Origin of the sequence: Pseudoalteromonas sp. 120-MNA-CIBAN-0494, assembly GCF_040308885.1 — a bacterium.
Lineage (GTDB): Bacteria > Pseudomonadota > Gammaproteobacteria > Enterobacterales > Alteromonadaceae > Pseudoalteromonas > Pseudoalteromonas nigrifaciens.
The window spans coordinates 78,791-102,732 of record NZ_JBEOOE010000002.1 but is presented as its reverse complement, the minus strand read 5'-3'; the positions used below and the strand labels follow the sequence as shown (position 1 = coordinate 102,732).

Sequence of the window (23,942 nt, the reverse complement as noted above, 5' to 3'; positions counted from 1 at the left end):
AAACAATAGCTAATGACAGCACAATTTGAACACGTATCCGTGCTTATGGACGAAACCATAGATGCACTTGCAATTAAGCCAGACGGTATATACATGGATGGCACTTTTGGACGTGGCGGTCATTCAGGTCAAATATTAGCGCGCCTTGGTAGTGAAGGTCGCCTACAGGCCATAGATCAAGATCCACAAGCAATTAAATCGGCTGAAAAATTTGCAGATGATCCACGCTTTGCAATTGCTCATACACGCTTTTCAAACCTATACGATGTGGCTGAGCAAAACGATCTGATTGGCAAAGTTGATGGCATTTTACTTGATATTGGCGTGTCGTCGCCACAGCTTGACGATGCACTGCGTGGCTTTAGCTTTATGAAAGATGGCCCGCTGGATATGCGCATGGATCCAACCACAGGGCGCAGTGCTGCACAGTGGCTGGCCGAAGCTGAACTTGACGATATTACCCATGTTATTAAAAAGCTAGGTGAAGAAAAGTTTGGTAAGCGCATTGCGCACAAAGTGCTGGAAGTTCGCGAACATACGCCAATTACCACCACTAAGCAGCTTGCCGACTTGGTAGATGAAGCGGTACCGGTTAAAGATAAATTTAAACACCCAGCTACACGAACTTTTCAGGCTATTCGCATTTATATAAATAGTGAATTAGAAGAAATTCAAACAGCATTACAATCTGCGATTAAAGTTCTTAAGCCAGGTGGTCGCTTAGTTGTTATTTCGTTCCACTCTTTAGAGGATCGTATTGTAAAACAATTTATTAGAAAGCAAAGCCGTGGCGAGACGCTACCTCGAGGTTTACCTTTAACTGACGCACAAATAAATCAAAATTTGACATTAAAAGCTGTGGGTAAAGCCATTAAGCCAAGCGCTGCAGAAGTAGAGCGTAACCCACGTTCACGTAGCTCTGTACTTAGGATTGCGCAGAGGCTGGGATGAGTAAAAAAGCGAGCTATCGTCAACCTAATTTATTTTTTGAAATAATTAAAGGCCTAGGTGCTAATAAGCTTACCTCGGCCTTATTGGTTGTGATACTCGCTTCTAGTTTAACTTTGGTGCAAATAACGCACCTTGCGCGAGGGCAACTTATCGAGCAAGACTCGTTACTGCAACAACGCGACGAATTAGATTTAGAGTGGCGTTACTTATTAGTAGAAGAAGAGTTTTACTCTCAGCATGCACGCATTGAAGAAGTTGCTATATCGCAGTTAAAAATGAAACGGCCAACCAGCCAAGATGAGCAGGTGATAATACTACAATGAGAACTCGCGGCAAAAAACCGGTTAATAATTTAATCACATGGCGCTTTACTTTAGTTTGCGCAGTGGTGTTTTTAGTGTTTGTAACACTGGTAGCCCGTGCTGCTTATTTGCAAATATTAGAACCAGATAAAGCCCGCTCAGAAAGCGATAAGCGTACGGTGCGAGTTGAAAAACTGCATGTACAACGAGGCATGATATTTGACCGCAATGGTAAAGAATTAGCGGTAAGTGTACCTGTAGTGAGTGTGTATGCAGACCCCAAAGCACTGCACAAATCATTGGTATCTAAAGTACTAAGGCAAGCACGTAAAAATGGTGAAGATCACCAAGCATTAGCAGAAAATGCTGCTGAGCTAGATAAGCGTACTGCACTTTATTATAAAAACGATTTGCGCTGGCGTGAGCTTGCCGATGTTTTACGTTTAGAACCTAAAAAAATAAACTCACGCTTGCTAAACGATCCTACGCGCCGCTTTGTATATTTAAAGCGTCAAGTAACCCCCGCAGTGGCAAATTACATTGGTGATTTACGCCTACCAGGCATTCATTTACTCGACGAGTCAAAACGCTATTATCCCGCAGGCGAAGTAACTGCGCATATTATTGGCTTCACAAATATTGATGGTAAGGGTATTGAAGGCATAGAAAAGCTTTACGAAAATGCCCTTACAGGTGAAGAAGGCCGTCGTACAATTCGTAAAGACGCCCAAGGCCGTGAAGTTGCAGTACTTGACGAGCGAGAGCGTGTAGAGCCCGAAAGCATTCACTTAAGTATTGATCAGCGCATTCAAGGTATTGCTTACAAAGCGCTAAAATCGGCAGTGCTTACTTATAAAGCCACATCTGGCTCTGCCATGGTGGTAGATGTTAAAACCGGCGAAGTATTGGCTATGGTAAATAGCCCATCGTTTAATCCTAATAATTTAAATGACGCTGCCCCGCATAAGCGCCGTAACCGTGCTATTACAGATTTGTTTGAACCAGGTTCAACCGTTAAGCCTCTAGCCATTTTAGCTGGGCTAGACTACGGCGCAATTAAGGCCGATGACACCATTGACACCTACCCAGGTTGGATGCGATTAGGCGGCAGCTTAGTACAAGATACCCGTAACCACGGTGAGATGACGCTGCGCGAAATTTTAAAATATTCCTCAAATATGGGCGTTGCTAAAGTAACTCAGTTGGTACCCAAAGATTATTTAGTGGGATTATTTCAAAAGGTAGGATTTGGATCGGATTCTGGCACCGGTATGGTGGGTGAAAGCAGTGGGTTGTTTTATCCAAATCGCCGTTGGTCTGACTTCGAAATTGCTACATTATCATTTGGTTATGCTATTGCGGTAAGTACCGCGCAAATGGCACGTTTTTACACCATGTTAGGCGCAGGCGGAATTAATCGGCCATTAACCATTTTAAAGCAAGATGACATCCCTGAGGGGGAGCGTGTTTTTAAACAAAAAGACGTAGAAGCGGTTGTACACATGATGGAAAGTGTATTTGAAAAAGACGGTACAGCGCGCAGAATTAACGTAGATGGTTATCGCGCTGCTGGTAAAACAGGTACTTCTAAAAAAGCAGCTGTTGGTGGCTACGGTGACGAATATGTAGGCTACTTTGCCGGTATTGCACCTGCAAGTAATCCTAGATTAGCAGTGGTAGTGATGATTAACGAACCCGGCGGCGATGTGTACTATGGAGGTGCCACTGCTGGCCCTGCATTTGCAGAAATCGTCTCTAACGCATTAAGAATATTAAACGTAGCGCCCGATAAGGAAAAGGTAGCGTACGTAAAAGGTAAAGAGAACGATGCGTGATTTAAAAGCAATTTTAAAATATATAGAGATAGATGCCCCCTCGCAGCAGGTAGGGCACCTACGCCTTGATAGCCGGGAAGTAACGCCCGGTGATGTATTTGTGGCAATTAAAGGTCATCAATTAGATGGCGGACAATTTATTGCGAAGGCAATTGAAAATGGCGCGGTTGCAATTATTGCCGACAGATTATGCGAATTTGAAACTAGTTTTGAGCCACTTTACTTAGTGTCAGAGCTGACTAAAAAGCTCCCTGAGCTGGCGAGTCGCTTTTACCATCAGCCAAGCCACATGCTTGATTTAATTGGTGTGACAGGTACAAACGGTAAATCGACCACCACGGCTATGATCGCTCATTTAGCGCAGTTTTGTAACAGCCAGTCGGCCATTATTGGCACCTTAGGCTATGGTCATCCAGATAATCTAACACCACTAATAAATACCACGCCATCGTCGGTTGATTTACAACGAATTTTAAATGATTTAAAGCAGCAAAATACCAAGCTGGTGGCGATGGAAGTGTCATCCCACGGATTAGTACAGCAGCGGGTTGCACAGTGTCAATTTAAAGCGGCGGTATTTACTAATTTATCGCGCGATCACCTCGACTACCATGGTGACATGGCGCGTTATGGTGATGCTAAGCTAATGTTGTTTAAAGACTTTGAACCTGAACTTGTGGTTCTTAATCAAGATGATGGACAAACAGAACAGTGGCTCGAAAAATACAGCTTTAACAGTTTAGTGTGTTACGGGCGAAAAAACTTACCACCTAAAAATGCACAGTTTGTGTACTTTTCAGACGTTACTTATTCAGCGCAAGGCATAGCAGCACAATTAACTACAAGCTGGGGCGATATTGCTATAAAGTCGCCGTTATTTGGCGAATTTAATTTATATAATTTAACTGCGGCACTTGCAACTTTATTGGGGCTAGGTTATCCGCTAGCACAATTAATTGCAGGCTGTGCGCAATTGCAACCGGTAGCCGGACGCATGCAAGCATTTAGCGCCAAAGGCAAGCCAACCTGTATTGTTGATTACGCTCACACACCTGAGGCGCTTGCGCTTGCGTTGCAAGCATTACAGCAGCATGTACCTGGTGGAGTAAGTTGTGTATTTGGTTGTGGTGGCGACCGCGATAAAGGCAAGCGGGCATTAATGGCACAAGCGGCAGAGCAAAATGCGGATAAGGTTATTATTACCAGTGATAATCCACGTTCAGAAAATCCTGACGCCATTATTGCCGATGTAGCACAAGGTTTAGCACAGCCAACAAAAGCTTATTTAGAGGCCGATAGAGCAACAGCTATTAGTTACGCTATAAGCAATGCCAAAGCAGACGAGGTTATTCTTATTGCTGGTAAAGGCCATGAAGACTATCAAATAATAGGTGATCAGCGCATCGATTTTTGCGATCGCCGTTACGTACAACAACAACTAAAAAAAGCAGTAAGAGGGACTCAAGCATGATCCCGATGGATTTTGATTGGCTAGCTAACGTGCTAGCAACCGATTATCAAGGTGATAATCAACCAGTGCTAAATATAAATACAGATACTCGCAGCATTTGCAGTGGTGAAGTGTTTTTAGCACTAAAAGGGCCAAATTTTGATGGTCATAAATTTATTGCCCAAGCAAAACAAAATGGCGCGATTGGCGTTATTGTGCAGCACAAAGTTGATGTTGATATTCCACAGTTTATAGTTGCCGATACCCGTTTAGCATTGGGAATTATAGGCGGCGCAGTAATGACGCAAGTAGCTCCTAAAACTATTGCCATTACTGGCAGCGTTGGCAAAACCACAGTAAAAGAAATGTGCGCTGCAATTTTATCTGTGCATGGTGATGTACTAGCCACTAAAGGTAATTTTAATAACGATATTGGCGTACCGCTAACCTTATTACGCTTAGAGCCGCAACACCGTTTTGCCGTTATAGAGTTGGGTGCAAATCATTTAGGTGAAATTGCTTATACCACCGCTATGACCAAACCCGATGTTGCCGTGGTATGTAATGTAGCCGCCGCTCACTTAGAAGGTTTTGGCAGCTTAATGGGTGTGGCTAAAGCCAAAGGCGAAATTTTTGATGGGCTTAAAGATGATGGCGTTGCCATTGTTAATTGCGACAGTGAGTTTAGCCAATATTGGCTAGATAAACTCGATGGCCGTAAAGTAACGCGTTTTTCGAGCAGTGAAAAACTCGATATTTGGGCTGAAAATATTAGCCTAGATGAAAATGCTCGCGCTAGCTTTACCCTATGCACTAAAAACGCACAAATACCGGTTAAGCTTGCGCTACCAGGTAAGCATAATATTAGTAATGCACTTATTGCAGCAGCACTAACCAGTGAGTTTGATGTCACCCTTGAGGATATAGCCAATGCGCTGGCAACCATGGGGGATGTAAAAGGCCGCGTTAATTTAATTAATGTTTCAGACTTATTAACTGTGGTTGATGATACCTATAACGCCAATGTTAAATCGGTTAAAGCCGCCATTGATTTACTAAGTGACATGCAAGGGCATCGTATTTTAGCACTGGGCGACATGGGTGAACTTGGCGAAGAAGCACGTCAATATCATCAAGAAGTAGGCGAATATGCATTAGAGCAAGGCATCAATGAGCTGTTTACTTTAGGTGTATTAAGTCGCTATGCCAGTGATGTGTATGGCCTGCCAAATAGGCACTTTTCAAACCGTGAGCAAATGCTGCAACAAATTCAAACAAGTATTAAAAAAGTAGATAAAAAAACCACCATAGTCGTGAAGGGATCACGCAGTTCTCGCATGGAGCTTTTAGTAACCGATTTAGTTAATGGCCAGCAACAAGCCATCAATGGAGTATTTTAATGTTAGTTTGGCTGGCAGAGTATTTAACCCAATATTACACGGGCTTTAATGTTTTTTCGTACTTAACCCTACGTGCGATTTTAGGGATTTTAACCGCATTAATGATGTCGCTTTATTTAGGGCCTAAGTTAATTCGCGCTTTGCAACGTATGCAAATAGGGCAAACAGTGCGCGATGACGGTCCACAATCGCATTTATCAAAATCGGGAACACCTACTATGGGTGGCTTACTGATTTTAGCGGCTATTTTTACCAGTACCTTATTATGGGCCGATTTATCAAATAAATATGTTTGGGCAACGTTATTTGTTATTGGCTCGTTAGGAGTGGTTGGCTTTGTGGATGACTACCGAAAAGTTATTCGTAAAGACCCTAAAGGTTTAATTGCTAAGTGGAAGTATTTTTGGCAATCAGTTATAGCCTTAGTTGTTGCTTGTGCATTATTTTTTACCAGCACTCAAGCCAATGAAACTTCGTTAGTTGTACCATTTTTTAAAGATGTATTACCGCAACTAGGCTTGTTTTACATTGTTATTACCTACTTTGCGTTAGTAGGAACATCAAACGCGGTAAACCTTACCGATGGACTTGATGGCCTTGCCATAGTACCCACTATTTTAGTGGCAGCAGCACTGGCAATTATTGCTTACTTAACTGGTAATGTGAATTTTTCGAATTACTTACATATTCCATATTTACCGCTGGCCAGTGAGCTTGTTGTGGTATGTACCGCAATAGTAGGCGCAGGGCTGGGCTTTTTATGGTTTAACACTTACCCAGCGCAAGTATTTATGGGCGATGTAGGCTCATTAGCATTAGGCGGTGCATTGGGTATTATTGCCGTATTAGTTCGCCAAGAGTTACTGCTTATTATTATGGGGGGAGTATTTGTAATGGAAGCCTTGTCGGTTATTTTACAAGTAGGCTCGTATAAATTACGCGGGCAACGAATTTTTAGAATGGCGCCTATCCATCATCATTACGAATTAAAAGGTTGGCCAGAGCCGCGGGTTATTGTGCGCTTTTGGATTATTTCAATCGTGCTAGTGTTAGCTGGCCTTGCGACGTTAAAGATTCGATAAATGCGATACTTAAGTGAGATAAAAAACAAACAAATAACAGTGCTCGGACTCGGTGTAACCGGCCTGGGCATTGTGCGTTTTTTAGTGTCTCAGGGTTTAACACCAACCGTGGTTGATAGCCGAATAAACCCACCGGGAATTGATTGGCTAAAACAAAATACGCCAACCTTAACTACCCGTTTTGGTGATTTGGACAGTGCCGATCTTTGCGCCAGCGATATGATCATTATTAGCCCAGGCCTTAGCTTAACAATTCCAGCAATTGCTAAAGCTATAAACGCAGGCGTTGAAGTGATTGGTGATGTTGAGTTGTTTGCCCGTATTAATACTAAACCTGTGGTTGCTGTTACGGGATCTAATGGTAAATCCACAGTAGTCACACTGGCGCAGCAGGTATTACTTGCTGCTGGTTATAAAGCAGCATTAGGTGGCAACATTGGCACCGCAGTGCTTGATTTACTACAAAGTGATTTAAGTAACAACGACGTTGATGTGTACGTATTGGAGTTGTCTAGTTTTCAGCTAGATACCACAACAAGTTTACAGCCAATTAGCGCCACCGTGCTGAATGTTTCAGAGGATCACCTCGATCGTTACGCCAGTTATCAAGCTTATATAGATTCCAAGCTGAGTATTTATAATAACGCAGCTTTAGTGATAACCAATGCAGACGACGAAGCCACGCATAGTAAAGCAAAATCCCAATTAAGTTTTGGTGCTAACCAGGGCGGTTACAGCCTTGGCGAATATCAGCAACAAACATATTTTATGCAGGCTAATAAAGCCTTTTTACCAGTAACTAGCTTGGCGGTAGTCGGCAAGCACAATTATTTAAATGCTCTTGCGGTAATGGCGCTACTTAGCCCGTTTAATATTAGTAAAGCACAATACAGTACAGCATTTAGCCAATTCAATGGCCTTGCACACCGCTGTCAGTTTGTTGCTGAACGTGCTGGAGTTAAATACTTTAATGACTCTAAAGCCACTAATGTGGGGGCTACTATTGCTGCAATAGATAGCCTTGCAACTAATGGCCAACAATTAATAGTTATTGCTGGTGGGGATGCAAAAGGAGCCGATTTAAACGCCCTTACACCTTACTTACAGCAGCATGTTAAAGCGCTAATTTGCTTTGGAAAAGATGCCAAAGATTTAATGGCATTAACCAATAAAAGCCATTTAACCAATAATATGAGCGAAGCGGTAACACTGGCTAAGCAATTAAGCGAGCCCGGTAATATTGTGTTACTTGCCCCAGCTTGTGCCAGTATTGATATGTACAATAACTACATGCAACGCGGCGATGACTTTATACAATGTGTTATGGCGGAACAGCCATGATGGCCTTTGCCGATATTAAAGAAGCACTAACGCCCAAGCCTTCGGCGCAGCTCTACGATGTACCATTATTGTATTGCATGCTGATGTTAATGGGGGTGGGTTTTGTCATGGTTACCAGTGCATCTATGCCTACAGCAGACAGATTATTTGGTAATATTTATCATTTTACTATTCGGCACGGTATATTTTTAGCTTTGTCGTTTTGTTTATTTTGGATCACCACTTCAGTGCCTATGAGCTGGTGGAAAAAAGCGAATCCGTACTTGTTGTTAGTGGGTTTAGGCTTATTACTTATAGTGCTTATTGTTGGCCGAGAAGTAAACGGTTCAACTCGTTGGATACCCATAGGGCCGTTTAACATTCAGGCATCTGAGCTGGCTAAGCTATTCTTTTTTAGTTATATATCAGGTTATTTGGTGCGTAAACGTAGCGAAGTCCAAGAAAACATAAAAGGTTTTATTAAGCCAATACTAGTATTTGCGGCTTATGCAGGATTAATTTTAATGCAGCCTGACTTAGGTACTGTGGTCGTTATGTTTGTAACTACCGTGGGTTTATTGTTTTTAGCTGGTGCCAAACTTTGGCAGTTTTTTGTATTAATTCTAACCGGTGTTGCCTTGGTTATCGGGCTAATAGTGCTAGAACCATACCGTATGGCGCGGGTTATTGGCTTTTTAGAACCGTGGGACGATCCATTTGGCAAAGGGTATCAGTTAGTGCAATCGTTAATGGCTTACAGTCAAGGTGATTGGTTTGGCCAAGGCCTAGGTAACAGCGTACAAAAGCTACAATACTTACCCGAGGCGCATACCGATTTTATTTTTGCGGTAATAGCCGAAGAGCTTGGTTTTGTTGGTGTATCGAGCATATTAATAGTATTAGGCACCTTAGTGTTTAGAGCCTTACTAATTGGCCAAAATGCGCTTAAAAATGGTAAAGAATACGAAGGCTATTTAGCGTTGGCAATAGGTATTTGGTTTGCTTTTCAAACCATGGTGAACGTAGGCGCAAGTGCGGGTATTTTACCTACTAAAGGGTTAACACTGCCGTTTATTTCTTACGGTGGGTCGAGTTTACTCATGATGACAATTGCTGCTGGTATTTTATTACGTGTTGATTTTGAAACTAAAATGGCGACCAAACAAGCCACGTCAGGTGGAGCTAAGCGATGAGTAAAAAGTGTGTTGTAGTTGCCGGTGGTACTGGCGGACATATATTTCCGGGTATTGCTGTGGCCGACTACTTAAAGCAGCAAGGCTGGCAAGTAAGTTGGATAGGCACTCCCGATAGAATGGAAGCAACGGTTGTTCCTAAGCATAATATTGATATTAATTTTATTAATGTAAAAGGCGTACGTGGTAACGGAATAAAGCGTCTTATTAAAGCCCCATTCATGGTGCTTAATGCAATATTACAAGCGCGTAAGGTATTGAAAAGCGAAAAGCCCGATGTGGTACTCGCTATGGGCGGTTATGTAACTGGCCCAACAGGTATTGCAGCTAAAAGTTTAGGTATTCCGCTGGTGATCCATGAGCAAAACGCCATTGCCGGTATGAGCAATAAGTGGCTTGCTAAGTTTGCTAATCGGGTATTGGCGGCTTTTCCAAGTGCATTTGCTACAGGGCAAGCCGAGTTAGTTGGTAATCCAGTGCGAGAAAGCGTGGCAAATATTGCAGTGCGAGAAGTATCAAGCCCAATCAATATTTTAGTGGTAGGCGGCTCATTAGGGGCGCAAGTACTTAATACAACTTTGCCTGCTGCGTTTGCAGAGCTGGGTAATACCAATGCTATAAGTGTTTGGCACCAAACGGGTAAAGGGCACTTAGGCAGTGTTGAAGCTGCTTATAAGTCGCATAAATTTAGCACTGAAAATACAAAAGTAGCTGAATTTATAGATGATATAGACACAGCTTACGGCTGGGCCGATATTGTTATTTGCCGCTCGGGCGCGCTCACTGTGAGTGAAATTGCCACTGCTGGTAAAATGGCAGTGTTTGTACCTTTTCCGCATGCGGTGGATGACCATCAAACAGCTAACGCACAGTATTTAGTTGTGGCAAATGGTGCATTACTAATGCCACAAGGGCAGTTTAATCAACAATCAATTGTTGCGCTTTTAAGCCCATATTTAGCTAAACCTTCATTAATTAAAGAAATGGCGGCAAATGCAAAACAGCAAGCCATTTTAGATGCCACAGCAAGCGTAGCTATGCACTGTGAGCAAGTAACCAATAAGAGAGCATAAGTGAAACAAACGTCAATAAGAGAGCAATATACACGACCAGCAATGCGTCGCATTGAAACCATCCACTTTGTTGGTATTGGCGGCGCAGGCATGGGCGGCATTGCCGAAGTACTCGCGTTTGAAGGTTATAGGATTACCGGTTCAGACATTGCGCACAGCGCTATGACAGACAGGTTAATTAAAGCCGGTGCAGAGGTGTTTATTGGGCATCACGAAAATAACGTAAAAGATGCCAATGTAGTGGTTGTTTCCAGTGCTATTGATGAAACAAATCCAGAAATTATAGCCGCAAAGGCCGCAAGAGTACCTGTGGTACGCCGCGCCGAAATGCTCGCTGAGCTAATGCGCTTTCGCCACGGTATAGCTATTGCGGGTACACACGGTAAAACTACAACAACCAGTTTAATTGCCAGTATTTATGCACAAGCTGGCCTTGATCCAACATTTATAATTGGTGGCTTGTTAAATAGTGCCGGCAGCAATGCAAAAGTAGGTAAAAGCGACTTTTTAATCGCCGAAGCGGATGAAAGCGATGCCTCATTTTTACACTTACAGCCAATGGTATCGGTGATCACTAATATTGAAGAAGATCACATGGAAACCTATGGCGGCAGCCTAGAAAAAATGAAAGACACTTATGTGGACTTTATTCATAACCTGCCGTTTTATGGCTTAGCTGTAGTGTGTATTGACTCTGAAGTCGCGAGCGAGCTTATACCGCGTTTTGGTCGCCCAGTGATTACTTATGGTGAGTCGAGCGATGCGGATTATCGCATGAGCGACTTTAGCCAGTCGGCAAACACGTGCAAGTTTACGGTAACCAATAAACAAGGCGAGAGCTTAACCGCAACGCTAAATATGCCAGGCAAGCATAATGCACTTAATGCCACTGCAGCTATAGCGGTAGCAAAAGATCAAAATATTGCTAATTTCGCTATTTTAGAAGCATTGCAAAAATTTGAAGGTATTGGCCGACGTTTTCAGCACTACGGTGAATTTGAAAACGAACGTGGTAGCGTAATGTTAGTTGACGATTATGGGCATCATCCGTCAGAAGTGGCCGCCACTATTACCGCTGCTCGTGAAGGCTGGCCAGATAAGCGTTTAGTTATGGTGTATCAACCTCATCGCTTTACTCGTACTCGCGACTTGTACGAAGATTTTGTAAAGGTATTAGCCGAGGTTGATCAGTTGTTATTACTCGATGTATACAGTGCTGGCGAAGAGCCAATTGTAGGCGCAGATAGTAAAAGCTTATGCCGTAGTTTACGCCAGCGCGGTAAAGAGCCCCGCCACGTAGCTAATAGCGCAGAGCTGGCAAGCGTATTAGCCGATTGCTTACAAAATAACGATTTAGTATTAACCCAAGGAGCTGGCAACATAGGGCAATTAGTAAAAACCTTAGCCGCTACGGGTATGTCGATAGAAAAACTTAAACAAGGTGAAGTATGACACAGTTAAATACGCAGTTTGGTAAAGTAGCGGTGCTGTTAGGGGGTAACTCAGCAGAGCGTGAAGTGTCATTAAGATCAGGACAAGCGGTATTAAATGCATTGCAAAATCATGGCATAAACGCCATTGCCTTTGACCCAAAAGAGCGCCCGTTATGGGAGCTAAATGAGTTAGCAATTGATAGAGTGTTCATTGCACTGCATGGTCGTGGTGGCGAAGACGGTACAGTGCAAGGTGCGCTTGAATTTATGAACCTGCCGTATACTGGCAGTAACGTACTAGGCTCAGCGCTGGCTATGGATAAAGTGCGTTGTAAGCATTTATTTAAATCGGCAGGGTTAAGTACCGCTCCTTATACCGTGGTTGATGCCAAAAAAGGCTTTGATGCAGCGGCAATAATGCAGCAATTTAAAAAAGTGATGGTAAAGCCGTCACACGAAGGCTCAAGTATTGGTATGGCACAAGCAAGCACGCCACAAGAGCTTGAAGATGCACTGAGTAATGCGTTTAAGTTTGATAGCCAAGTGCTAGTTGAACAGTGGATCAGTGGCCGCGAATTTACCATAACGGTATTAGGCGATGAAGTGTTGCCAGTAATCGAAATGACAACCCCCAATGGTTTTTATGATTACCAAGCTAAATATCAAGCAACCACCACGCAGTATCATTGCCCGGCAGATTTATCGCCTGCAGATACCGAGCACTTACAAGCAATGGCACTCGATGCATTTGATTTAGTAGGTGCTAGCGGCTGGGGACGCGTAGATGCAATGCAAGATCAGCAAGGTGATTTTTACTTATTAGAAGTAAATACAGTACCCGGTATGACCGAAAAGTCGCTTGTACCTATGGCGGCAAAAGCACATGGTGCAAGTTTTGAGCAATTAGTTGTTCGCATTTTGGAGCAAACACTTTAATATGCATCCCCTTTTAGAAAAAACGCTACAAATCAAACAGCAACTTAACTGGTCGCTAATTTTTGGGGTGAGTTTTTTTCTAGCTGTGGTAATCGGCTTAGTGCAAATTACTACAGGTGTATCGGATTGGTTGGTAGAAAATAAAGATGCCCAAATTAAACACTTAATGGTGCAGGGTAATCCTAAATATACCGACGAAATCGCTATTATTAGGGCGATTAAAAAAGCAGATTTAACTAGCTTTTTTGACCTTAATGTAAAGCATGTACAGCAATTGGTACAAGATTTACCTTGGGTGGCAAGTGTATCGGTGCGTAAACAATGGCCCGACACACTGCAAGTTTATGTAGTTGAGCACCGCGCTGTTGCGCATTGGAATAGTGACTTGTTACTTAATCAAAACGGCGATGCATTTGAAGCTAAAAGTAATAAGTTAAGTAAAAACTTACCTCAACTATATGGCCCAGAGGGCAGTGAGCAAGAAGCATGGATTGCGTTTCAGCAATTTGACGAAATGCTAAAAGTAAACGCATTAACGTTAAAAAGTTTAGCGTTATCGGAGCGTTTCTCATGGCAGTTGTGGCTAGATAATGGAGTGCGCTTAAATTTAGGGCGCAAAGATAAAGCTAAGCGTGTACAGCGTTTTATAGACGTTTATCCACGCATGGAAAAGCGTGCAGATGCTCAAATAGATGCAATCGATTTACGCTACGATACTGGCCTTGCAGTCAGCTTTAAGCCATTGCAAGAAGAACAATTACAAAATAAGAGTAAGGCATGACTAAGTCAGCAGAAAGAAACCTAGTGATTGGATTAGACGTTGGCACCTCAAAAGTGATTGCAACGGTAGGTGAAATCACCGCAGACAACAAACTCAGTATTGTTGGTGTAGGCACGCAGATATCCCGAGGTATGGATAAAGGCGGCGTAAACGATTTAAACTTAGTATCTGAGTCTATTCGCCGAGCCATAGACGAAGCCGAATTGATGGCTGATTGTCGTATTAGCTCAGTGTACCTTGGTATCTCTGGCAAGCATATACAATGCCAAAACGAAAGCGGTGTAGTAGCAATTAACAACACCGAAGTAACCGATGAAGACATTGAAAATGTGATTCATATTGCCCGCTCAGTGCCTATTTCAGCAGAGCGTAAAATGCTACATGCGTTACCACAAGAATACAGTATCGACATGCAAGAGGGGATTAAAAACCCACTCGGTATGAGCGGCGTACGTATGGAAGCACGTGCTCACATTATTACGTGCTCAAACGATATGGCAAAAAATATCGAAAAATGTGTACAGCGTTGTGGGCTTGAAGTTGACCAGCTTATTTTTACTGCACTTGCCTCATGTTACTCGGTACTGACCGATGATGAAAAAGAGCTGGGAGTAGCAGTACTTGATATTGGTGGTGGCACTATGGATATCACTATATACATTAATGGTGCACTGCGTCACTCAGCGGTTATTCCGGTGGCGGGTAACCAAGTAACTGGCGATATAGCAAAAATATTTCGCACACCTATATCACATGCAGAGGCACTCAAAGTACAATACGCCTGTGCTAGTAGCCAAATGGCCAGTAATGAAGACACCATAGAAGTACCGAGTGTAGGCGGACGCCCAGCTAGATTAATGTCACGTCATACATTATCGGAAGTGGTAGAGCCAAGATTTAGAGAATTATTTGAATTAGCGATGGAAGAAATTCGTCGCTCAGGGTTAGAAGACCAAATTGCAGCAGGTCTCGTTATCACAGGCGGAACTGCTAAAATGGCCGGCGCAATGGAAGTAGCAGAAGATATTTTCCAAATGCCGGTAAGAATAGGCAAACCAATTGGGATAGTTGGTTTGACAGACTATGTGGACGATCCTTCGTACGCAACCGCTGTTGGTTTGTTACAATACGGGCGTACCATGCAATCAATGAATGCACAAAAGTTGAAAGCAGAAGGGAATAATAATTTATGGAGCCGCATTACTAAGTGGTTCCAAGGCGAGTTTTAGTACTCAAGTCGGAGAGTAAACATGTTTGATATGATGGAACAACATAGCGAAGAAGCTGTAATAAAAGTAATTGGCGTGGGCGGCGGCGGCGGTAACGCTGTTGAGCACATGGTAAAACAGCAAATTGAAGGCGTATGCTTTATTGCTGCTAATACAGACGCACAAGCATTACGTAACTCAGCAGCGCACGTTACTGTACAATTAGGCACGCAAATAACCTCTGGGTTAGGAGCCGGTGCAAACCCTGAAATAGGTCGTCAATCAGCAGAAGAAGATGCTGATACAATTCGTGCCAGCCTTGAAGGTGCCGACATGGTATTTATTGCAGCAGGTATGGGCGGCGGTACTGGTACTGGTGCAGCGCCTGTAGTGGCAAAAATTGCAAAAGAGCTTGGTATTTTAACCGTAGCAGTAGTTACACGTCCTTTTGACTTTGAAGGTAAAAAGCGAGCTGCAGCTGCTGAACAAGGCATTAATGAATTGTCAGAAATTGTAGATTCACTTATTACAATTCCAAACAATAAACTGCTTAAAGTTTTAGGAAAAGGGACTACACTTTTAGATGCGTTCGCTAAAGCTAACGACGTATTATTTGGTGCGGTTCAGGGTATTGCAGAGTTAATTACTCGCTCTGGTCTGATCAACGTGGATTTCGCCGACGTACGTACAGTAATGTCAGCAATGGGTCCTGCAATGATGGGTACTGCGTCTGCATCAGGTCCTGATCGTGCACAAGAAGCAGCAGAAGCGGCTATCTCAAGCCCATTACTTGAAGACGTAGATTTAACAGGTGCTAAAGGTATCTTGGTTAATATTACTGCGGGTATGGACATTGCGATTGAAGAATTTGAGATTGTTGGTAACCACGTAAAAGCATTGGCATCAGAAAATGCTACTGTGGTTGTAGGTGCAGTAATTGACCCTGAAATGACCGATGAATTACGTGTAACTGTAGTTGCAACTGGCTTAGGTGGCGATCGTCGTCCGCAGTTTGGCATTGTTGATAATGGCTTTAAAAAAGCATCAGGTTCTGATGTAGCCAGCACTTCAAACCAAAGTAGCAGCATGTACGTACCAAGCTTTGCAAGCCAAGGCACAAGCGCTGAAGAAAACACAGCAAAGACGCAAGTTGAAAGTGACGAAAAAACAACTTCATCTAGTGCTAACAAAAGCACAACGAGTGCTGCAGCGCCAAGTAACAAAAAATCAGATAAGTCAGAAGGCGGAGATTATTTTGATATTCCTGCTTTTTTACGTAAACAAGCTGATTAATATAAACAGTATTTCGTTTGAAATGTGAACGAATATTGCAATTGCGGCGTATTTATGTTAGTATCCGCCGTCTAACTGTAACTGAATTTAAGTGAGCGAACCTATGATTAAACAGCGAACGATTGCACAAGTAGTCAAAGCCATAGGAATTGGACTTCATAAAGGTGAGAAGGTCACAATAACTCTCCGACCTGCGAGCGCAAATACTGGGATTGTATTTCGTCGTGTCGACCTTGATCCGGTTGTTGATTTTGAAACAACACCTGAAGCCGTTGGTGATACGCAATTATGTACCTGTTTAATTAACAAAGATGGTGTTCGCTTATCAACTACTGAGCACCTTATTGCCGCTGTTGCTGCAATGGGTATTGATAATCTAATTGTAGAATTAGATAGCTCAGAAGTGCCAATAATGGATGGTAGTGCATTACCATTCATTTATTTGTTACAAAAAGGCGGTATTGAAGAGCAAAATGCAGCAAAACGCTTTATTCGTATTAAAGAAAAAGTACGTATTGAAGAAGGCGATAAATGGGCCGAGTTAGAACCGTATGACGGTTTTCATATCGACTTTGAAATTGCCTTTGATCACCCAGCTATCAATGAAAGTCGCCAACGTATTGGTTTAGATATTACGACGAAAAGCTTTATTGAAGAAATTAGCCGTGCACGTACTTTTGGTTTTATGAAAGACATTGAATATATGCATGCTAACAACCTAGCATTAGGTGGCAGCATGGATAGCGCAGTAGTACTTGATGAGTTTAAAGTGTTAAATCCAAACGGTTTACGCTACAGCGATGAGTTTGTTAAGCATAAGATATTAGACTGTGTTGGTGACATGTTTATGACAGGTCATAACATTTTAGGTAAAGTAACTGCATTTAAATCGGGTCACGATTTAAATAATAAATTACTACGTAAATTAATGGCTACTGAGTCAGCATGGGAGTGGGCAACCTTTGAAACGCCTGTAACGATGCCTGCACCCGGCCTTGAATTAGCGCCAGCCTAATTTATTGCTCACACAGTTATAAAAAATGACGCTAATTAGCGTCATTTTTTTTGCCTATTGAAAATACTTTAAGTGCGTAGCTACCTACAGCTCTAAAATACTTTGTAACTGCTTCAAATGAGTAACGGTATAGGTAGGCTTTATACCCTCGGGCAACTGCTCGTTTGAGTGTTGTAACCAGCAGGTATCAATCCCCGCATTATTACCGCCTAAAATATCGCTTGTGGCAGTATCGCCAACCATTAATATTTGGCTTTTATCTGGGTTACCCATTAATTCAAAGGTATGGTCAAAAATAGCTTTATTAGGCTTAGCTATGCCCACTAATTCAGAAATGACTAACCATTCAAACATATCTTTTAAACCAGTATGCTCAAGGCGCACGGTTTGTAAACGTGCAAAACCATTAGTAATAATACCTAACTTAGCGTGGGGCTTAAGTTTATTTAACAGCTCTATGGCACCGGGTAGCGGCTCGCATATTTCTGCCATAGCATCTAAAAATGCATCATTAAGCTCTTTTGCTGGCACATTTAGTTTAGTAGCCCATTCGCTAAAGCGAGTAACCTGCAAGTAGTCGGCACTAATGTCGCCATTTTGGTAATCAACCCATAGTTGCTTATTGGTTTTTTGATAATGAAGATAGTCGGCTTGGCTAAAATCTACGTTATATGTTTTAAACATGCGAGTCATGCCCGCTAAAATATCAAATCTAAACAAGGTTTCGTCTGCATCAAACAGCACGTAACTGTATTTCATTAAACTTCCTAAAATTAATTTGTTTGGCAATAAAGCGCTGAATGTAAAAAAGGTGCCATGGCCAAAGTAAGTGCCTGAGTATAGGTACTTTCGCGGGTGGCGTGGTTATTAGTGAGTAAACCAATAGCGCCGCCTTGCTGCTTTATATTGGTGGTATTAAAAGTCTTATCCATAACATCGCCAAGCTCTGCACCATTAAGTAATGCGTTATACAGTATTTGCGGCAAAGGTAGGTTGCTACTGCGTCCTACAACTTGATTTACCGCGTTATCGATAACTACATAGGCAAAGGTTGCGGCACCGTAACTAAATTGCTCTGCACCGCCTTCCATGGCCACATAATAGTGGGCTTGGTAGTGCTCTTTGCAGTAATTCACTCGGTTTTGTGCGCCAATGCGAGTTTGCTCTTCACCAATAGGTTGATCAGGCACACCCGAGGGAGCATTTACACCTTGGCAGTCAATGTCACGCTCTGGAAAATATATGCTAAAAATGCACTTAGCAGCATTTATTTTTACTGGGTTTTTAGAGCCCACAATAACTTTTAATGGTTGCGACATGCTGATCTCACTTTAAGCAAAATCAGCAGTGTACGTGAGTTGGCTTTAACAAAAAAGGGCAGTGGGTTATCCAATATCAAATAGGTAAATCCAGTGGTGCTAGGTTTTCTAATGCTCGTTTTTTTAAAATAATATCTTTAATGAGTGGGGTAAGTACCAACTCCATTGCCAAGCCCATTTTACCGCCAGGCACTACCAAGGTATTAATACGCGACATAAAGCTACCTTGGATCATCTGTAAATAGTACGGAAAATCGACATCTTCAATGCCCCTAAAGCGGATCACCACAAAGCTTTCATCGAGTGATGGAATGTCTTTTGCGCTGAACGGGTTAGAGGTATCTACGGTAGGGACTCGTTGAAAGTTAATATGGGTGCGTGAAAATTGTGGAGTAATATGGTTAATATAATCGTCCATACTGCGCACTATAGATCCCATTACCGCTTCGCGTGAGTGACCACGATCAGAGGTGTCGCGGATCAGCTTTTGGATCCACTCAAGGTTGATAATGGGCACCATACCAATAAGTAAATCTACATGTTTTGCTACATCCACATTGTGCTCTTGATCTACAACAGCGCCATGCAATCCTTCGTAAAATAATAAATCGGTATTTTGCTCTAGGTTTTGCCACGGAGTAAATGTGCCGGGCAATTGGTTGTAAGGCACCGCTTCGTCAAAGGTATGTAAATAACGACGCAGTTTACCTTGGCCGGTTTCACCGTAGCTATCAAATAGGGTTTCTAGTAAACCAAAGTCGTTGGCTTCGCGGCCAAAGTAGCTAATATGTTTGCCTTCTTGTTGCGCGTCACGTACTTTTTTTTCCATTTCAGGGCGAGTGTAACGATGAAAGCTATCCCCTTCGATAAAAGCCGCACTAATGTTAAGGCTACGAAAAATATGTTTAATTGCATTCGTGGTGGTAGTTGTCCCCGCACCTGAAGAGCCGGTTATTGCAATAATAGGATGTTTAGCTGACATATTAATTCTCTTTTATAAGACCCGGTTAGTTATAAAGATGTTGCTGGTCTAGGTCAAGTGACGTAATCAGCAAATAACGTTATCATGGGGTGCTTAAAAATAAAACGAGATAGAGCATGAAATTTTTAAAACCACTACTAGGGTTGTTTTCAATAAGCGCTTTAACGCTCTCAGTAGCACAGGCAAGTATGCCCAAAAGCCAAGTATTATTAGCCGATTTAAATACTCCTTATGGCCTGCAAGTCACTATTGTGAGCGACAGTGATAGTTATAATAATCAGCCTCATATACACAATAATGGTGTTTACTTTACCCATGAAGTATTAAGTGTTGAGCAAAGCCAAACCGATATTGCTTACTACGACTTTGCAACAAAACAAATTATTAATATAACCAATACGCCAGTAAGCGAATACTCACCTACCGTAATGCCAAATAAACAAAGCTTATCGGCAATTGTGGTAGAGGCCAATGGCAAGCAAAAGCTATGGCAATATCCGCTTGATAGCGAAGTTGCAGCAAGTCGTATTTTTGACTGGATAGAGCCAGTGGGATATCACGCATGGGGTATAAATAACGATTTAGTAATGTTTATTTTAGGTGAGCCACATACATTACAATATAGCTTGGTTGCAGCGGCAAAAGGGCAAGTTGTGGCAAAAAACATTGGTCGTACGCTTATTTACAATCATACAATGGCGCAGTTTATATTTAGTTACACCCAAAATGAGCAACATATTGTAGCGCGTTTTAACCCACAAACTAAGCAGGTAGAAAACTTACTTAGATTGCCGCTACAAGTACAAGACTTTATCTTAAAAGACGACAGTACGCTGGCTTATGCGCTTAACAACCGTGTTTACCAACGTAACCTTAGTGGCAATAACACTGTATCGCAATGGCTGGATTTAACACCCTATTGCCATACCAATATTACCCGTATGAGTTATAACAACGACAAACTTGCTTTTGTTTGTGATGTAGCTGAGGACTAATTTAAATAAATTTCAGACTTTATAATGCGTATGCGTTAAGGTTATGCGCAAATTTAACTAATAGGGATTACAACGTGGCTTATAGTGCAGACGAGCTTACTGAGCAGCTAATTAAATTAGAGTGTAGAAGTAATTTTAAAATAAAGAATATTGCCGAATACATGTTAGTTAATTCAAAAGAAGCGTTTTACACGCACAGTGAAGGCGGCAAAGGTAAAATTATAATTCGCCCAGCATTTGAAGTGTTTAGTGATGATTTTACCGATATTGATGGGGTAGTGCGTACTCAGGGCTATTTTCATAGTAGCGAAATGACGCGTTTTCCTACGCGCATTTATAAAAGTGCACAGCCGATTCATTATGGTGTCGCGTTTAAAATAAACTCTGAGCAAGCAGCAAAAGATTTTATTGCTAAACTAACGATGATTTTAGGCGGGTAATAGTAAAGGTTTATAAATCAGCTTTCAGACTTCAGACTTCAGGCTTCAGATTTAACAAAATATCGGCCAAGCTGGGTTTAGGTTATAAGTAGGCAAGGCAGTATGCCGCGCTTTTTTAAAGCCTGGTAAATTTAACACCACAGCGCAAAATGCTAGGTATTAGTAAAAAACAAACCAAGCTCGCAGTAAATTATTAGCTACGAAGCTTGGTTTTGTTATCAGCTCTAGGCTCTAAAATAAAACCTAGAACCTTAATCTAGCTACTTACCTTTTAAGAAGTTATTAACCGATTCAAGCTCACGATTTTTCAGTGCAATACAATCATTAGTACTTTCTTCTAGTTTACTTAAAGTACGAGCGTAACCTGGTATTTCAGCTAACTTAGTATTAAAGAAGCTTTGTGTTGTGGCAAAGCTATTTGCATCACAATTTGCAGTTGTAAAATACGGTAGGTTAGGGATAAAAAACGGCGGTAAGCTTGCTGTTACTTTATCGTAATTACTGTAAACCCAGTCAATAAACAGCGCTTGGCGCTCATCAGTATAGCTTTGTCCTGCTAAAATAGTGCGCATGTCGGATGCGGTTACTTCATCTGTTAAGCTGTAAGCCAATACTGCTTTTTGCAGTGCAGGTTTTGCAAAGTAGCCCATAGCCGAGAGCATATTAGTACGTACTTGTGGATCTTTGGTGGTTTTAAAGGTTGCCATAAATTGATCAAGCAACGCTTTATCGCCGTTAAAAGCAGCTAAAGTTAAATAAGTACCTGCTAAGTACGGGTCTACTTTTTGTGGATCGTTTAAATAAACCTGAGTTTGCTGTTTTGCTTTATTGATCACATTTTGATCTTCGCCATCAAAACCTAAACGCGATACAACCGCTGCTCGAAGTTGTGAAATAGCGCCATCTTCACCTGCTTTTGCCTCTAAGCCGTATTTTTTAGCCGCAGGGGTTACTGCCCCACGAATAAATTTAGGCCATAAGTCTTTATTGCTATCGTCTTTAAAGGTGCGTTGTTGCGATACTAAATAGCCCAGCGCGGTATTAGCAACGCGAGGGTGGCTGTCGCTTATAAATACTTCAAGCGTTTGCATTAACTTAGCGGCCGATATAACACCAGCATCAAGTAGTGCATCGGTAGCAGATAATAACGCTAAACGTTCGCGGTCATCTAGCTTGTCAGCAGCATTGTCGATAAGCGCACTAAACTGTGCATCGTCCATCACCCAGCGGTAATAACCCAATGCGCCTTGATCGGGATAAATCCACTCGGGTGCAAAATCTAAATCTAGCGTTTGGCTTTGTTTATTAAGTAATACGTTCGCTGTTTTTACTTTATCGCCCGCGCCATATTTAATTGCAACAGGCACATTCCATAATTGCTCAGGCGCATCAACACCGGCATTTACAAAGCGACTTTGCGATAAAGTTATTTTACTACCTTGCTGAGCTACTTTAATCAGTGGGTAGGAAGATTGCTCAATAAACGATTTTAAAACACTCGCTACATCTTTATTAGAAGCTTTGCCAAGTGCTTGCCATAAATCGGCAGCTTCGGCATTTTTATAGGAAAATTCTTTTAAGTAATTTTGAATACCTTTTTGAAAGGCCTCTTCACCTATCCAGTTTTCAACCATAGCAAGTACCGAGCTACCTTTGCTATAAGCAAGGCCTAAACCATCCATAATATCGGCTTCGGTTTTAATTGGTTTACGAATTGGTTTAGTACTCAAACGTGCATCAAGTGGCATAACGTTATTTTGTGGTAAATCTAGGTGCGATTCAAATTCAGGGTTTAGTTGCTTGGTAATTTTTGCCGCCATCCAACTAGCAAACGCTTCGTTTAACCATAAATCGTTCCACCACTTCATCGTTACTAAGTTACCGTACCATTGGTGTGCAAGTTCGTGAGCAATAATAGACACATTGCGTTGTTTTTTACTGCGCGTAGCGGCAGCTAAATCAACCAATAAAATATCTTCTCGGTAGGTTACAAGTCCTGAGTTTTCCATGGCACCAAACGGAAATTCAGGTACAGCCACCGAATCTAGTTTTTGATACACATAAGGAATACCAAAATACGCCTCAAGTGCGCCTAGTACTTTTGGCATGTTTTCTTTTGCGTACTGGGCTAAATGAATTTTACCTTGTGGGGTAATTACGCGCCCTGGCACCGACATACCTTCAACATTAAGCTCTTCAAAAGGGCCCACAGCCATTGCTACTAAATAAGAAGGAATAGGCGGTGTTTTATCAAAAAAGTGGGTGGTCATGTCGCCATTTACTGTAGTTTTAAGCTCAGGTGTATTGGCATATACTTTTTGTGAGGTAGGCGCGGTAATAGTGAGCTGAAATGGAATTTTGTAGCTTGGCTCGTCAAACACCGGAAATGCACGGCGCGCATCACTCATTTCAAACTGAGTAAATAAGTAAGGTGTACCTTGATCTAATGTTTTATATAGCCCAACACTTTGGCGATTATATGGCGCTGAAAAATCAATTTTTAAGGTGTATTTACCCGGCTGAATTTGCTCATCACAGCTAAATTTTACTTTACCGGTTTTGAGCATTTCGCTGTTTAAGTCACAATTTTGCTCGCCAAGTAATTGTGCCATTTTAGTTGCGTAAGCCACGCCGTTTAGTTCTATGTAGTTAGTTGGCTTGAGTACTTCTAAAATAATTTCAGTCATTCCAGTAAAGGTATCTTGGCTTGGATCGAGTGTTAACGACACTGATTGACTGCTTGGTTTTGCGAGTTTTTCAATTACGAATTCGTTAGCATTTGCGGCGTTCATCGCGAATGCAACACTTACGGTTAAGAGGCTTTTAAGAAACATAGTATCCCTAGTTTATTATTGTTATAAATGACTAAAGCAGACAGCGTTACCACGCTACTTCAATAGAAACGGTATTATATGCGGATATCCTAGCAGCTTT

21 protein-coding genes are annotated in these 23,942 nt (G+C 42.0%); 17 read left to right on the top strand and 4 right to left on the bottom strand.

From position 1 onward, the window contains the following. Positions 1-12: 12 nt before the first annotated feature. From rsmH to lpxC, 15 genes are all read left to right on the top strand, one after another. Positions 13-951, top strand: coding sequence for a 16S rRNA (cytosine(1402)-N(4))-methyltransferase RsmH (rsmH, locus tag AAEY55_RS02150; RefSeq protein ID WP_089368734.1), 939 nt, complete (start codon positions 13-15; stop codon positions 949-951). Further along, on the top strand, positions 948-1,274 hold the full coding sequence (gene ftsL / locus AAEY55_RS02145) for a cell division protein FtsL (RefSeq protein WP_011329159.1): 327 nt from the start codon (positions 948-950) through the stop codon (positions 1,272-1,274). The genes rsmH and ftsL overlap by 4 nt, the downstream gene beginning before the upstream one ends. Continuing rightward, positions 1,271-3,088, top strand: a complete 1,818-nt coding sequence (locus AAEY55_RS02140) for a penicillin-binding transpeptidase domain-containing protein (RefSeq protein ID WP_350549916.1) — start codon at positions 1,271-1,273, stop codon at positions 3,086-3,088. The genes ftsL and AAEY55_RS02140 overlap by 4 nt, the downstream gene beginning before the upstream one ends. After that, positions 3,081-4,559: a UDP-N-acetylmuramoyl-L-alanyl-D-glutamate--2,6-diaminopimelate ligase gene (gene murE / locus AAEY55_RS02135; RefSeq protein WP_350549913.1), complete on the top strand. Its 1,479-nt coding sequence runs from the start codon at positions 3,081-3,083 to the stop codon at positions 4,557-4,559. Before AAEY55_RS02140 ends, murE begins: the two co-directional genes overlap by 8 nt. Continuing rightward, positions 4,556-5,938 (top strand): UDP-N-acetylmuramoyl-tripeptide--D-alanyl-D-alanine ligase, encoded by a 1,383-nt coding sequence (gene murF / locus AAEY55_RS02130; RefSeq protein WP_350549910.1) that lies wholly within the window; start codon positions 4,556-4,558, stop codon positions 5,936-5,938. Before murE ends, murF begins: the two co-directional genes overlap by 4 nt. Continuing rightward, the gene (mraY, locus tag AAEY55_RS02125; protein ID WP_011329155.1) at positions 5,938-7,020 is read left to right on the top strand and encodes a phospho-N-acetylmuramoyl-pentapeptide-transferase; all 1,083 of its coding nucleotides are present in this window, start codon (positions 5,938-5,940) and stop codon (positions 7,018-7,020) included. Before murF ends, mraY begins: the two co-directional genes overlap by 1 nt. Continuing rightward, a complete protein-coding gene (gene murD, locus AAEY55_RS02120) occupies positions 7,021-8,361 on the top strand; it encodes a UDP-N-acetylmuramoyl-L-alanine--D-glutamate ligase (RefSeq protein ID WP_350549907.1) in 1,341 nt (446 codons plus the stop codon). Beyond that, positions 8,358-9,533, top strand: a complete 1,176-nt coding sequence (ftsW, locus tag AAEY55_RS02115) for a cell division protein FtsW (protein ID WP_041454565.1) — start codon at positions 8,358-8,360, stop codon at positions 9,531-9,533. The genes murD and ftsW overlap by 4 nt, the downstream gene beginning before the upstream one ends. Further along, positions 9,530-10,606 carry an undecaprenyldiphospho-muramoylpentapeptide beta-N-acetylglucosaminyltransferase gene (gene murG / locus AAEY55_RS02110; protein ID WP_011329152.1) on the top strand — a complete coding sequence of 359 codons (1,077 nt, stop codon included), beginning with the start codon at positions 9,530-9,532 and terminating at the stop codon, positions 10,604-10,606. Before ftsW ends, murG begins: the two co-directional genes overlap by 4 nt. Before the next feature lie 42 nt (positions 10,607-10,648). Then, positions 10,649-12,058: a UDP-N-acetylmuramate--L-alanine ligase gene (gene murC, locus AAEY55_RS02105; RefSeq protein WP_225740939.1), complete on the top strand. Its 1,410-nt coding sequence runs from the start codon at positions 10,649-10,651 to the stop codon at positions 12,056-12,058. Beyond that, positions 12,055-12,975, top strand: a complete 921-nt coding sequence (locus tag AAEY55_RS02100; protein WP_089368729.1) for a D-alanine--D-alanine ligase — start codon at positions 12,055-12,057, stop codon at positions 12,973-12,975. Before murC ends, AAEY55_RS02100 begins: the two co-directional genes overlap by 4 nt. Position 12,976: 1 nt before the next feature. Beyond that, on the top strand, positions 12,977-13,756 hold the full coding sequence (locus AAEY55_RS02095; protein ID WP_089368728.1) for a cell division protein FtsQ/DivIB: 780 nt from the start codon (positions 12,977-12,979) through the stop codon (positions 13,754-13,756). Continuing rightward, the gene (gene ftsA / locus AAEY55_RS02090) at positions 13,753-14,985 is read left to right on the top strand and encodes a cell division protein FtsA (protein ID WP_011329148.1); all 1,233 of its coding nucleotides are present in this window, start codon (positions 13,753-13,755) and stop codon (positions 14,983-14,985) included. The genes AAEY55_RS02095 and ftsA overlap by 4 nt, the downstream gene beginning before the upstream one ends. Positions 14,986-15,006: 21 nt before the next feature. Then, positions 15,007-16,257: a cell division protein FtsZ gene (ftsZ, locus tag AAEY55_RS02085; RefSeq protein ID WP_011329147.1), complete on the top strand. Its 1,251-nt coding sequence runs from the start codon at positions 15,007-15,009 to the stop codon at positions 16,255-16,257. A 103-nt stretch (positions 16,258-16,360) separates the two neighbouring features. After that, entirely contained in the window at positions 16,361-17,272 is a 912-nt protein-coding gene (gene lpxC / locus AAEY55_RS02080; RefSeq protein WP_011329146.1) for a UDP-3-O-acyl-N-acetylglucosamine deacetylase, read from the top strand. Positions 17,273-17,356: 84 nt separating this feature from the next. On the opposite strand, the gene yjjG is transcribed toward lpxC, so the two are convergent. The 3 genes from yjjG to AAEY55_RS02065 form a co-directional block, all read right to left on the bottom strand. After that, positions 17,357-18,031: a pyrimidine 5'-nucleotidase gene (gene yjjG, locus AAEY55_RS02075; protein WP_350549901.1), complete on the bottom strand. Its 675-nt coding sequence runs from the start codon at positions 18,029-18,031 to the stop codon at positions 17,357-17,359. Positions 18,032-18,045: 14 nt separating this feature from the next. Then, positions 18,046-18,591: an inosine/xanthosine triphosphatase gene (yjjX, locus tag AAEY55_RS02070; RefSeq protein ID WP_089368725.1), complete on the bottom strand. Its 546-nt coding sequence runs from the start codon at positions 18,589-18,591 to the stop codon at positions 18,046-18,048. Between the two features lie 76 nt (positions 18,592-18,667). After that, complete coding sequence (locus AAEY55_RS02065; RefSeq protein WP_011329143.1) at positions 18,668-19,573, bottom strand: phosphoribulokinase; 906 nt, start codon at positions 19,571-19,573, stop codon at positions 18,668-18,670. A gap of 116 nt (positions 19,574-19,689) precedes the next feature. Here AAEY55_RS02065 and AAEY55_RS02060 point away from each other — a divergent pair, with 116 nt between their 5' ends. Further along, complete coding sequence (locus AAEY55_RS02060; protein ID WP_011329142.1) at positions 19,690-20,568, top strand: hypothetical protein; 879 nt, start codon at positions 19,690-19,692, stop codon at positions 20,566-20,568. Positions 20,569-20,642: 74 nt separating this feature from the next. After that, complete coding sequence (locus AAEY55_RS02055) at positions 20,643-21,008, top strand: hypothetical protein (RefSeq protein ID WP_011329141.1); 366 nt, start codon at positions 20,643-20,645, stop codon at positions 21,006-21,008. Positions 21,009-21,268: 260 nt separating this feature from the next. Here the strand turns inward: AAEY55_RS02055 and AAEY55_RS02050 are convergent, their stop codons facing one another. Next, on the bottom strand, positions 21,269-23,842 hold the full coding sequence (locus AAEY55_RS02050) for a M1 family metallopeptidase (RefSeq protein WP_350549897.1): 2,574 nt from the start codon (positions 23,840-23,842) through the stop codon (positions 21,269-21,271). Between the last annotated feature and the right edge of the window lie 100 nt (positions 23,843-23,942).